This window comes from Nocardioides sp. GY 10113 (assembly GCF_004919105.1).
Classification (GTDB): domain Bacteria; phylum Actinomycetota; class Actinomycetes; order Propionibacteriales; family Nocardioidaceae; genus Nocardioides.
In genome coordinates this window covers 24,841-36,661 of the sequence record NZ_STGK01000005.1, presented here as the reverse complement: position 1 = coordinate 36,661, position 11,821 = coordinate 24,841, and the positions used below count along the sequence as shown (strand labels likewise).

The 11,821-nt window shown below is 72.1% G+C and carries 10 protein-coding genes; 3 read left to right on the top strand and 7 right to left on the bottom strand.

Annotated features, from left to right (window positions below):
• Positions 1-4 precede the first annotated feature (4 nt).
• The 6 genes from E8D34_RS07925 to E8D34_RS07900 form a co-directional block, all read right to left on the bottom strand.
• The gene (locus E8D34_RS07925) at positions 5-304 is read right to left on the bottom strand and encodes an AzlD domain-containing protein (protein ID WP_136594090.1); all 300 of its coding nucleotides are present in this window, start codon (positions 302-304) and stop codon (positions 5-7) included.
• Complete coding sequence (locus E8D34_RS07920) at positions 301-1,062, bottom strand: AzlC family ABC transporter permease (protein WP_136594089.1); 762 nt, start codon at positions 1,060-1,062, stop codon at positions 301-303. The genes E8D34_RS07925 and E8D34_RS07920 overlap by 4 nt, the downstream gene beginning before the upstream one ends.
• A 151-nt stretch (positions 1,063-1,213) precedes the next feature.
• The gene (locus E8D34_RS07915; protein WP_136594088.1) at positions 1,214-1,666 is read right to left on the bottom strand and encodes a MaoC family dehydratase; all 453 of its coding nucleotides are present in this window, start codon (positions 1,664-1,666) and stop codon (positions 1,214-1,216) included.
• An 82-nt stretch (positions 1,667-1,748) separates the two neighbouring features.
• On the bottom strand, positions 1,749-3,326 hold the full coding sequence (locus E8D34_RS07910) for a hypothetical protein (RefSeq protein WP_136594087.1): 1,578 nt from the start codon (positions 3,324-3,326) through the stop codon (positions 1,749-1,751).
• On the bottom strand, positions 3,323-4,294 hold the full coding sequence (locus E8D34_RS07905; protein ID WP_136594086.1) for an ABC transporter ATP-binding protein: 972 nt from the start codon (positions 4,292-4,294) through the stop codon (positions 3,323-3,325). Before E8D34_RS07905 ends, E8D34_RS07910 begins: the two co-directional genes overlap by 4 nt.
• Positions 4,287-4,928, bottom strand: coding sequence for a TetR/AcrR family transcriptional regulator (locus E8D34_RS07900; protein ID WP_136594326.1), 642 nt, complete (start codon positions 4,926-4,928; stop codon positions 4,287-4,289). Before E8D34_RS07900 ends, E8D34_RS07905 begins: the two co-directional genes overlap by 8 nt.
• Before the next feature lie 169 nt (positions 4,929-5,097).
• On the opposite strand from E8D34_RS07900, the gene pflB reads away from it, so the two are divergent.
• From pflB to E8D34_RS07885, 3 genes are all read left to right on the top strand, one after another.
• Entirely contained in the window at positions 5,098-7,356 is a 2,259-nt protein-coding gene (gene pflB, locus E8D34_RS07895) for a formate C-acetyltransferase (protein ID WP_136594085.1), read from the top strand.
• Between the two features lie 19 nt (positions 7,357-7,375).
• On the top strand, positions 7,376-8,122 hold the full coding sequence (gene pflA / locus E8D34_RS07890) for a pyruvate formate-lyase-activating protein (RefSeq protein WP_136594084.1): 747 nt from the start codon (positions 7,376-7,378) through the stop codon (positions 8,120-8,122).
• Positions 8,123-8,215: 93 nt separating this feature from the next.
• Complete coding sequence (locus E8D34_RS07885) at positions 8,216-8,563, top strand: UBP-type zinc finger domain-containing protein (protein WP_136594083.1); 348 nt, start codon at positions 8,216-8,218, stop codon at positions 8,561-8,563.
• Positions 8,564-8,618: 55 nt separating this feature from the next.
• Here the strand turns inward: E8D34_RS07885 and E8D34_RS07880 are convergent, their stop codons facing one another.
• Positions 8,619-11,729 carry a M14 family metallopeptidase gene (locus tag E8D34_RS07880; protein ID WP_136594082.1) on the bottom strand — a complete coding sequence of 1,037 codons (3,111 nt, stop codon included), beginning with the start codon at positions 11,727-11,729 and terminating at the stop codon, positions 8,619-8,621.
• Positions 11,730-11,821: the final 92 nt, after the last annotated feature.

The following is an 11,821-nucleotide window of genomic DNA, read 5'->3' as shown; positions in this document are numbered from 1 at the left end:
GCGCTCAGCCGAGGCCGGCCGCCTGGGCGATCCAGACCACCGGCAGGCCGGCCGCGAGCGCGTGCATGACGTTCCTGGTCCGGTAGGTGACCGCGAAACCCGCGATGCACCCCAGTACGACGGGCAGGCCAGGAGCGTGGGCGCCCGTGCTGACCAGCAGCGCGGCGAGCGCGGCCGGCGCGACCAGCGCGGCCCGCGTGACCACGGCGGAGGGCGGCGTCCGGCCGCTCCACAGCACCAGCAGCGAGGCGCGGATCAGATAGGTACCGACGGCGGTGGCCAGCACCACGAGCCAGAGCGTCATGACGCCCTCCCCGCGGGCACCAGCAGGACCGCCGCGGCGATGCCGAGGAGGATCGCGCCCGGGCCGGCGACCAGCGCGAGGAGGCCGGTCGCGGCACCACCGACGCACGCCGACGCGAGCATCCGGCGGCTCTTGAGGGAGACCGCGAGGAGCCCGCTCAGGCACAGCGGGGTGGCGGCGTCGAGCGCGAGTGCCTCGGGCAGGAGCGCGCCGAACAGGTAGCCGGAGACCTGCGCCGCGCACCACACCACGACCAGGGTGGCCGCCGCGGCGGCGTAGAAGCGGCGGCGTGCCGCCTCCGTGCGGCGCACCTGTTCGTGGTCGCGGGCGGTGACCAGGAACATCTGATCGACCAGGGGCAGAGCGATCAGTGCGCGCTGCCACCGGGTGGAGGTCGGGAACCAGCTCGACAGCGCAGCGCTGTAGGCCAGGAAGCGGGCGTTGATCAACAGCGCGGTCGCCACGATCACGAGGGCATCGACCCCACGGATGCTCATGTCCAGCAGGCTGAGCTCGGAGGACCCTGCCATCACGAGCACCGACGAGGAGAGCGCCGCCACCGGATCCAGCTCGCTGGCGCCGATCAGGGCGCCGAGGGCGACCCCCATCGGCGCGACGCCGACGCAGACCGGCACGATCGCTCGCAGACCGTCGTGCACGCCGGCACGGGCGGCCTCCAACGGTGCGGTCGCTCCCGCGGCGGTGCCGCGGCTCTCCGCACGGACGCTCGCCGGGCGTGGATCGCTGAGGGTGGACATCGGTGCTCTCCTGGTCGTCCGGGTGGCCGGTGGCCCTGTGCCACGAGCCTCGACCAGCACCGCCGGCGAAACTTGGCGGATCCGTGACGAATCCGTGGAGGGATCGCGGCGACCCGGTCAGGCGCGACCCCGAGACCACCCTCCGCCCGGCTCAGGCCGGCGGGTCCGACTGCTCGCGGACCGCGTCGGTGGCCTCGGCCACCGCAGGATCCCGCCAGACGACAGCGCTCCCGTCCAGGACGACGACCCCGTCCTGGTTGGTGATCCGGGTGGCGAGGGTGGTGATCGGCTTGTCATCGCGCACCGCGGTCACCGTCGCCTCGGCGGTGATCACGTCGCCCGGTCGGACCGGCGCCAGGAACCGCCACGAGGTCTCCAGGAAGACGCTGCCCGGTCCCGGCAGGTCCTCGGCGACCACGGCGTTGAGCAGTCCGGAGGTCACGCCGCCCTGCACCACGATCCCGCCGAAGCGGGACGCACGGGCGAGCTCCTCGTCGTAGTGCACGGGGTTCCGATCGCCCGTGATCTCGGTGAACAGCTCGATGTCCCGGGCCTCGACGCGGCGGGTACGACGGGCCGTCGTACCGATCTCGTGGGTGCGCATATCGGCGCCTTCCGTGAGCGACCTTCCCGGGCGTCCGGGCCGTTGCCGACGCTAGCGGCACCGGCCGCGCGTGTCGCGGGCCTCAGCCCTGGGGGATCCGCCGTTGCCGGAAGGTGACGAACGCTCCGGCGACCAGGGCTGCCGCGATCGCGAGGAGCCAGACCAGCGACGCCGCCTCCACGGTGCCGCTCGGCGGGTTGCCGACGTGGGTCAGCGGCGACAGGTCCTGGATCCACTGGTCCAGCTGGAGGCCGGGGCCGAGCAGCCCGATCGCGGCGACCAGCCCGAAGAGCACCCACGCGAGCCCGTACGCGCGCGGCAGCAGGCCGAACAGCAGCGCGCCGACGGCGCCGATCACGAGCTCGGCCGGCAGGTAGGCCAGTCCGGCCCCGACCAGCGTGCCGAGGTAGCCGGTCTCCCCCGTCGACAGGACGGTCGCGAGCCCGAACGCCACGGCGGACCCCACCACGACCACGACCAGGCCGACGATGACGACCGCGACCTGTGCCGCCAGCCATCTCGAGCGCGACAGCCCGCCGGCCAGCATCGGCTCGAGCCGACCGCCGACCTCCTCGTGCCGCATCGTGCCGATCGACTGCACCAGGTACCCGGCGCCGAGGATCGCGAGGTAGAGCTGCACGACTGCCAGGAAGCCGTCGATGACCTCGCCCTCGCTGATCCCGAGTGCGCGGCTCAGGTCGGGGTTGCCCAGGGCGGCGTCGACCATCTCCTGCGCCAGAGCCCCCATCACCGCGGCCAGCAGCACGCTGCCCAGCAGCCAGCCGAGGAAGGCGCCGCGCTGCCCGTGGGCGGCCAGCCCGAGCGGACCGCGCAGTCGGGGCGAGGCCGACGCCGGCCCCGGGCCAGGCCGGTAGATCGCCGCACCGAGGTCGCGGCGGGCGGCCAACGCCAGCGCGGCGGCGGCGAGCGCCAGGGAGACGGCGGCGGGGATCAGCAGGACCCACCACCGCTGCTGGTCGGCGAACGGCGCCGTCTTCTCCAGCCAGCCCAGCGGAGAGAGCCAGACCCAGAAGGAGTCCCTCACGTCGCCGACCCCGCGCAGCACGTAGGAGAGGCCGACCACGGCGAAGCCGACCAGGTAGACCCCGCGCCCGTGCAGCACCACCTGGGCCGCGGTGGCGGCGACCGCGGCGAAGACCAGACTGACCATCCCCGAGGCCAGCGAGTAGAGCACCGCGTCGCCGAGGTCGATCCCGGAGGCCAGCAGGGAGCCGACGAAGCCGACCACCATCGCGGCGATCGCGGCGGACGCGACCACCAGGGAGACCAGCACCGGCGCGGTCCGGCCGATGCGCCCCGCGAGCAGGGACTCGAGTCGCCCCGATTCCTCCTCGCCGCGGGTCATCGACGCGACCAGCGCCAGGCCCATCAGCGGCAGCAGGAAGGAGCCCATGAAGCCGAACTCGTCCTGGACGATCCCGCCGAGCGTGTCGATGCCCTCGACGCGGCCGTTGATCGCGACCAGCGCATCGCTGACCACGGCCTCGCCGTACGTGGCGACCTTGGCCGGGGTGTCGTAGAGGCCGGCGACGGCCAGCGCGGTGAACGCCATCGACGCCACCATGGCGAGGACCCACACCGCGACCCGGCGCCACTGGGCGCGCGCCTGGATCCGGAGCAGGAGCGACGTGCCGCTCATGCCGGTTCCCCGACGTTCTGCTGGTCGGGCCGCGCGGCGTGCCGGCCCGCCTCGCCGCCCGGTCCCTCCGGCTGGTCGCTGTAGCGGCTCAGGAACAGCGCGTCGAGGCTGGGCGGCTCGACGGTGAGGCTCTCGACCCCGGCGGCGTGCACCCGGCCCACGGCGTCGCCGAGGCCGTCGGGGCCGACGGTGAACCGGGTGTCGACCCCGGCCTCCCCGCGCACCGAGGCGAGGTCGGCCACCGCGGGCAGGCCCTCCAGCCCGGCCACCTCCGCGCGGGTCACCGCGTGCACCGTGGTCCGGGTGTGCCGGCGCAGCTCCCGCAGCGAGCCGGTGGTGACGGTGCGCCCCTTGCGGATGATGCTGACCCGGTCGGCCAGCGCCTCCACCTCGGAGAGGATGTGGCTGGAGAGCAGCACGGTGCTCCCCGCGTCCCGACGCTCGCGGATCACCTCCTGGAAGACCTGCTCCATCAGCGGGTCCAGGCCTGAGGTCGGCTCGTCCAGGACGAGGAGGCCGACGTCGGCCGCGAGCGCGGCGACGAGCGCCACCTTCTGCCGGTTGCCCTTGGAGTAGTCCCGGGCCCGCTTGGTGGGGTCGAGGTCGAAGCGTTCGATCACCTCGGCGCGGCGCTCGGCCCGGAGCCCGCCGTGGACGGAGGCCAGCACGTCGATGCACTGCCCGCCGGTGAGGCCGGGCCACAGCGCGACGTCACCGGGCACGTACGCGAGGTCGGCGCGCAGCCGCGTCCCGTCGCGCCAGGGGTCGCCGCCGAGCAGCTCGACGCGGCCGCCGTCGTGCCGCATCAGGCCGAGCAGGATCCGGATCGTGGTCGACTTGCCGGCACCGTTCGGGCCGAGGAAGCCGTGCACCTCGCCCGGGCGGACCGAGAGGTCGAGGCCGTCGAGCGCCCGGAAGCTCCCGAACTCCTTGACCAGGCCGTCGGCCCGGATGATCTCGTCAGGCATGGGTACTCCCCTCGTCGGGCGCCTGGAAGGCGCCGTGGGCGTAGACGTCGGCGGCCTCGGCCGCCCAGCGGGTCATGCCGTCGGGGGTGAGCAGGTCGAGCCCGCACACCTCCCCGATCTGGCGGGCCAGCAGCACCGCCGCGAGGTCGTTGACCAGCAGGAAGGCCGCCCGCACGCGCCGGTCGCCGCTGGGGCGGGCCACACCGGCCGCCTCCAGGTCGACCAGCAGCCGCTCGGTGAGCTCGAACCACCCGGCGAAGACCCGGTCGCCGGCCGCGTCCCCGACGAGCAGCGAGCGGCGCAGGTACGCCGGCACCGGCGATCCCGGCGGGAACGCGGCCGCGAACGCCTGGGCCAGCGACGCGGTGCTGCCCCCGCTGAGGGCGGCGGCCAGGTCGTCGGAGCCGAGCTGCTCGATCACCTCCTCGAAGGTCCGTGCCGCGTGGGCCTCGACGGCCCCGCGCAGCCCGTCCTTGCTGCCGTAGTGGTGGACCACCAGCGCCGGCGAGACCCCGACGGCCGCCGCGATCTGCCGGACCGTGACCGCCTCCGGGCCACGGTCGGCGAAGAGCGCCGTCGCCGCGTCGCGGATCGCTGCCTTGGCGGTGCGGTCCGGGTCCTCGCCGGCGGTCATTGAACCCACGTTCAGCACGCTAAACAGGTGTTCAGCGAGCGGCAAGGGACCTTCGGCCCCTCCCCCGACCCACCGACCCGCGGCCCAACGCCCCTGCCGACGTCCGCCCCGGCGGCGTAGCGTTGACGACGCGGGACCTGTCGGCCGACAGACCTATCGGGAGGTACAGATGGCCAGCGACCAAGCAGTGGAGCACGTCGGGGCGGACCCGTGGGCGGGATTCGTCGGCGGGCCCTGGCGGTCCGCGATCGACGTCGCCGACTTCGTCCGCAGCAACCGGACGCCCTACGAGGGCGACGCCTCGTTCCTGGTCGGCCCGACCGAGCGCACGTCCGCGGTCTGGGGTGCGGTGAGCGCGCTGTTCCCCGAGGAGCGGGCCCGCGGCATCTACGACGTCGACCCCGCCACGCCTGCCGGGATCACCGCGTTCGCGCCCGGCTACATCGACCAGGACCAGGAGCTGATCGTCGGCCTGCAGACCGACGCCCCGCTCAAGCGCGCGATCATGCCGAACGGCGGACTGCGGATGGTCGAGTCGGGCCTGGCGGCGTACGGCTACGAGGTCGACCCGAGCGTCCGCGAGATCTTCACCAAGTACCGGCGCACCCACAACGACGGCGTCTTCGACGCCTACACCGACCAGATCCGCGCCGCCCGCAAGGCGGCGGTCATCACCGGCCTGCCCGACGCCTACGGCCGCGGCCGGATCATCGGCGACTACCGCCGGGTGGCGCTCTACGGGGTGGACGCCCTGATCGCGGACAAGAAGCGCGACCGCGCCGGGATCGACACCGTGCCCTCCACCGAGGACATCATCCGGGACCGGGAGGAGCTCGCCGAGCAGGTCCGCGCGCTGTTCGAGCTCAAGGAGATGGCCGCCGCCTACGGCTACGACATCTCCGGGCCGGCGCGCACCGCCCGCGAGGCCGTCCAGTGGCTCTACTTCGGCTACCTGGCGGCGGTGAAGGAGCAGAACGGCGCGGCCATGTCGCTGGGCCGCACCTCCTCGTTCCTCGACGTCTACCTGACCCGCGACCTGGCCGCCGGCACCCTCGACGAGTCCGGCGCGCAGGAGCTGATCGACGACTTCGTGATCAAGCTGCGGATCGTGCGCTTCCTGCGCACCCCGGACTACGACGCGCTCTTCTCCGGCGACCCGACCTGGGTGACCGAGGCGATCGGCGGCATGGGCGCCGACGGGCGCCCCCTGGTGACGCGGACCAGCTTCCGGTTCCTGCAGACGCTCTACAACCTCGGTCCCGCCCCGGAGCCCAACCTGACCGTGCTCTGGTCCCCCGCGCTTCCCGAGGGGTTCAAGCGGTTCTGCGCCCAGGTGTCGCTGGACACCAGCGCCATCCAGTACGAGTCCGACGACCTGCTGCGCGAGAACCTCGACGACGACGCCGCGATCGCGTGCTGCGTCTCCGGGATGCGGGTCGGCAAGGACATGCAGTTCTTCGGCGCCCGGGTGAACCTGGCCAAGTCACTGCTCTACGCCATCAACGGAGGGCGCGACGAGATGTCCGGCGAGCAGGTCGCCCCGCCGACCCCACCGATCACCGACGACGTGCTCGACTACGACACCGTCCTGGCGGCGTACGAACGGACGCTGGACTGGCTGGCCGAGGTCTACGTGGACGCCCTCAACGTCATCCACTACATGCACGACAAGTACTCCTACGAGCGCATCGAGATGGCGCTGCACGACTACCCCGTGCACCGGTTCATGGCGTGCGGGATCGCCGGCCTGTCGGTGGCAGCGGACAGCCTGTCGGCGATCAAGTACGCAACGGTCCGCGTGCAGCGCGACGAGACCGGCCTCGCCGTCGGCTACGACATCGACGGCGAGTTCCCGACGTACGGCAACAACGACAGCCGGGCCGACGACATCGCCGTGTGGCTGGTCGAGGCGTTCATGGCCCGGATCCGACGCCACCCGACCTACCGGAACGCCGAGCACAGCCAGTCGGTGCTGACCATCACCTCCAACGTCGTCTACGGCAAGGCGACCGGCTCGACCCCGGACGGCCGCAAGGCGGGCGAGCCGTTCGCACCGGGGGCCAACCCGATGAACGGGCGCGACCACCGTGGCGTGGTCGCCTCGGCGCTGTCGGTCGCCAAGCTGCCGTACGACGCCGCCCGCGACGGGATCTCGCTGACCTCGACGATCACGCCTTCCGGGCTGGGCCGGCAGCGCGAGGAGCAGATCGGCAACCTCGTCGGGGTGCTCGACGGCTACTTCGACGCCGGTGGCTTCCACATCAACGTGAACGTGCTGGACCGGGCCACGCTCGAGGACGCGATGGAGCACCCGGAGGACTACCCCCAGCTCACGGTCCGGGTGTCGGGCTACGCGGTGAACTTCGTGAAGCTGACCCCCGAGCAGCAGCGCGACGTGATCTCGCGGACCTTCCACAAGTCGATGTGACCGGCTGAGCGGGGGCGGGGTGACCGACGGGTTCGAGGCGTCCGTCCACTCGTGGGACCTCTCCACGGGGGTCGACGGACCGGGTACGCGGTTCGTGCTGTTCCTCTCCGGCTGCCCGCTGCGATGCCTGTACTGCCAGAACCCGGACACCTGGCACATGCGCGACGGCCACCGGCGGCGGCTGGACGCGATCATGGAGGACGTCGAGCTCTACCGGCGCTTCCTCCAGGTCGCCCGCGGCGGCGTCACCGCCAGCGGCGGTGAGCCGCTGCTGCAGTCCGAGTTCGTCACCGAGTTCTTCCGCGCCGCCCAGGCGTGGGAGCTGTCGACCGCCCTGGACACCTCCGGCCACCTCGGCATCCGCGCCGACGAGGAGCTGCTGTCGGTCACCGACCTGGTGCTGCTCGACATCAAGTCCTACGACCCGCGCACCTACCGCCGCCTCACCGGCAAGGAGGTGGCGCCGACGCTGGCCTTCGCCGAGCGCCTCGCCTCGGTGGGCCAGCGGATGTGGATCCGCTTCGTGCTGGTGCCCGGCGTCACCGACGATGCCGAGAACGTCGACGGGATCGCCCGGTTCGCCGCCACCCTGGGCCCGGCCGTGGAGCGCGTGGAGATCCTGCCCTTCCACCGCCTCGGCCAGCACAAGTACGACGCCCTGCGGATGCCGTTCCCGCTGGCCGACACCGAGCCGCCCGACGACGCGCTGATCAAGCGGGTGACGGCTCAGTTCGCGGCGCAGTGGCTGCCGGTCATGGTCGCCTGAGCCTGATCACCTGGGGCGGGACGGGGTCGGTTGCGCCCCGACGCGATCACCACGACGCTGGGCGGTGACACCCACCGACGGCAGGAGCGTTGCATGAGCGACATCGCGGGGATCGACGTCACGGTCGGGCCGAGCGGCCCGGGATGCGTGGACTGCGAGGCGGCCGGCGGTTGGTGGTTCCACCTGCGACGCTGCGCCCAGTGCGGGCACGTCGGCTGCTGCGACTCCTCCCCGAGCCAGCACGCGAGCGGGCACGCCCGGCAGGCCGGCCACCGCTACGTGCAGAGCTTCGAGCCGGGCGAGTCCTGGTTCTGGGACTACGTCGACGAGTCGTTCGTCGCCGGCCCCGCGCTCGCCGACCCCCAGCACCGCCCGCTGGACCAGGCCGTGCCGGGACCGGCCGGCCGGGTGCCGGAGGACTGGCGCCACCAGCTGCACTGAGCGGACGCCGAGCGGTCGCGCGCCCCCGGTGCGGACGGCACCGGGGGCGCGCCGCTCACGGGAGCAGGTGCTCGAGCACCCGGCCCATCACCTCGTCGCGCTCGGGCTGCGTGCTGATCGCCTCGAACCCGAAGCCGGCCAGCAGCGAGTGCGGCGTGGAGATGACCGCCCCGACCGGGAAGCCCGAGGAGTCGGTGAACACCCAGTTGTTGGCGTTCGGGGCGCTCCCCGCGGGCGGTCCGGTCACCTCCCAGCCACCGGTGTCGCCGCCCTCGAACGACGTCGAGGTGCCGTCCGGCAACGTCACGTCGTCGACGAAGACGCCGAGGTTCTGGGTGCCCCAGTCGCTGATGTAGGAGATGGAGACCTGCACCGTCTCGCCCGCGAAGGCCGAGAGGTCGATCGACCACTCCTGCCAGCCGCCCGAGTTGCCCGTCGCCGCGTTCCACTCCCCCGTCGTACCGGTGGGCGAGCAGGTCCCGTCCGCGTTCACGGTCTGGTACGCGTCGAGCTGCGGGTGAAGCTGTGCGGCCCAGCCCGAGGTACAGCTCAGGCCCGTGCTCTGCGACGTGTGGCCGTTGGCGTCGGGCAGCGTGGTCCAGGTGCCGTCGGGACGCTGCACCTCCACGGTCAGGTAGTCCCAGTCGGCCTCGGTGTCGTAGGAGGTCCAGAACGACAGGTCACCTCCGGAGCCCGGCACGTCGACCGAGCGACTCAGCTGCTTGTACGTCACGTCCGCGATCTGGGAGTAGACGTAGGCGTCGCCGGTGTGCGGGTCGAACGGGCCGCCGGGCTTGTCGTAGCGGGCCACCGGCGCGCTCTCGAACTGCGGGTAGTCGCTGACCGGCAGCACTCCGCTGGTGGCGATGAACGACGAGGTCTGGAACTGGTTGGCCGCCCCGTCGCCGCCGTTCAGCCCCCACATGAGGGAGGTGAACGGGTCGGCGATGCCGTTGACGCCGTAGGCGTCCCCGTTGGCGTCGAGACCGTCGCCCGGTACGGCGAGGTAGCCGCCGAACCAGTACTGCAGCACGTCGTTCGTCCCGTCGCCGACGCCGTTCAACGGGGCGCAGCGCCGGGGGTCGTAGTCGGGGTTGAGGACCCCGCCGATGCGGCACGGGCCCTCGCCCTTCGGGTCGTACTGCTGGCTCCCGACGTTGCCGGTGTACTGCTCGCCGGCCCAGTCGCCGGTGTAGGCCACCCGGCCGCCCTCGTCCAGGTACGAGCGGAAGTTGAGCATCTCGTCGAGCGCCAGCCGGTCGGCGTTCCCGCCGGACCAGCCGGTCCTGCGGGTCACGATGTCGTCGCCGGTGTACCAGATCACGCCGTCGTAGTGGCTCAGCACGCCGAGGTCGTCGGGGGCGGCGCGGCCCATCGCGTCGACGTCGTACACGTCGGCGGTGATGCCGTTGTTCTCCAATGCGTCCAGGTAGTAGTCGAGGTAGTTCGGCCCGGCCGGCTGGTTGGGCGAGGCGCCGGAGTAGTCCTCCGCGGCGACCACCAGCACGCTGCTGCCGGACTCGGCCACCGCGTCGTAGGTGAAGGAGTCACTGGTCTCGCCACCGCCCTCGAACCAGACCTCCACGCTGTCGCCGGGGTCGGTGCCGGTCACCGTGCCGCGCAGCTGGTGGTAGTAGACCGACGGCGGCTGGTAACGGCCGGTGGGCTTCCACTCGGACGTCGGTGCGCTCTGCGCGGGTCCGCCGTTGATCGAGTACTTCAGCGTCACCGGCCCCAGGGAGCGCTTCGCCAGCACCTGCACCGGCTGCGGGTCGCCGTAGGAGTAGGGGAAGGTGAAGTTCGCGCCGGGCAGGCCGTCCTTGTAGGCGTCGTCGCTCTTCAGGTAGAAGGGCTTCGTCTCGATGCCCAGGACCGACTTCGGGTTCGCCGGGTCGGCGGCCGAGTCGGCGACCGAGCGGGCGAACGGCAGGTTGCGCTGGAACTCCGCCTCGACCAGCGCCGGGTCGTCGGGGAAGACGAAGCCGCAGGTGGGGCAGCCCGGAGAGAGCTCCGGCGTCCAGGTCAGCGCCCCGGCCTCGGCGTGACCGTAGTCGTTCTCCTCGCCGTTCGTGCTGTAGAGGACGTCCGAGCTCAGGCCGGGGTGGTAGCCCTCGATGGCAGGGGTGTCCAGGTTGCCGGAGAGTGCGTAGTAGATCGGGTCGTCCATCGTGGGCGAGCCGATCTGCCACCCCTCGGGGTAGAGCAGCCACTCGCCGTTGGAGTGGTAGTTGACCTGGAACTCCGCGTTCGACAGGTCGAGGAGCTTCATCATCGCCCGGGTCTCAGGCTCGGAGGCCGGCGCCGGACCGCGGTAGGTCCCGCTGGAGGGGATCGAGGAGGAGCCCTCCTCGTCGTAGCCCCAGTGCTCGGGGTAGTTGCGGTTCGGGTCCACGCCGTCGGCGCCGGTGACCTGGCCGTCACCGTCGTTGTCGCGGAGGTTCTTGCGCCACAGCCGGTTGCCCTCGGTGAAGGTGTACTGGTAGCCGTCGGGGTTCATCACCGGGAAGAACCACAGCTCCGTGGTGCGCAGCAGCTTCGTGATGGCCTTGTCGTTCTTCAGCCAGCCGTTGAGGTAGTAGACCATCAGGCGCCGGTCGATCTCCGGCGCGATCCACTCGCGGGCGTGCTGGGTGGCGCTGTAGATCACCGCCGGCCGGCTACCGTCGGCGATCCCGCGGGCGCCCTGGGTGACCTTGAGCGCGAGGAGGTCGCGGCCCTGCCCGGTCGTCCCGAGCTTCACCAGCTTGGTGACCTGCGGGTACTTCCTCGCCGTCTCGCGCAGAATCTCCCCGTAGCCGCCCGGACCGTCGTAGTCGCGCCAGACCGCGTAGCCGCTCTCGGCCTGGGACTCGGCGTACTCGCGGACGGTCTTGCCCCCGACCTTGGTCAGCTGGGGTCGCAGACCCTGGCTGCGCAGCTTGTCCCGGCCGACGGCGTCGAGCACCAGGTCCACCTCGAACCCGTCGCCCTTCGCCCGCACCTTGGTGACGTCCACGCCCGCGGCGTTCAGCTCCTTCAGCTGGGCCGCGGTCACCTCAGCCGTGTAGGCGTCCAGCGCATCGTCGTCGCCGTCTGGCGCCGCCGACGCGGTGGGTGAGGTGGCCAGTGCCAACGAGGTGGCCAGCACGACGACGGCCGAGCCGGCGATCCCGAGAAATCTCCGCATGAGCGACTCCCAACGCTGCGAGACAGTTCCATCGAACCTAGGGCACGCCCGTGACCACGCCAACAGTCATTTGTGACTAGGGTCACACCGAG

Coding starts and splice junctions, on each gene's coding strand:
- E8D34_RS07915 (WP_136594088.1), bottom strand. CDS start 1,666: ATGCGCACCCACGAGATCGGTACGACGGCCCGTCGTACCCGCCGCGTC.
- E8D34_RS07880 (WP_136594082.1), bottom strand. CDS start 11,729: ATGCGGAGATTTCTCGGGATCGCCGGCTCGGCCGTCGTCGTGCTGGCC.
- E8D34_RS07925 (WP_136594090.1), bottom strand. CDS start 304: ATGACGCTCTGGCTCGTGGTGCTGGCCACCGCCGTCGGTACCTATCTG.
- E8D34_RS07900 (WP_136594326.1), bottom strand. CDS start 4,928: ATGACCGCCGGCGAGGACCCGGACCGCACCGCCAAGGCAGCGATCCGC.
- E8D34_RS07885 (WP_136594083.1), top strand. CDS start 8,216: ATGAGCGACATCGCGGGGATCGACGTCACGGTCGGGCCGAGCGGCCCG.
- E8D34_RS07920 (WP_136594089.1), bottom strand. CDS start 1,062: ATGTCCACCCTCAGCGATCCACGCCCGGCGAGCGTCCGTGCGGAGAGC.
- E8D34_RS07905 (WP_136594086.1), bottom strand. CDS start 4,294: ATGCCTGACGAGATCATCCGGGCCGACGGCCTGGTCAAGGAGTTCGGG.
- pflB (WP_136594085.1), top strand. CDS start 5,098: ATGGCCAGCGACCAAGCAGTGGAGCACGTCGGGGCGGACCCGTGGGCG.
- E8D34_RS07910 (WP_136594087.1), bottom strand. CDS start 3,326: ATGAGCGGCACGTCGCTCCTGCTCCGGATCCAGGCGCGCGCCCAGTGG.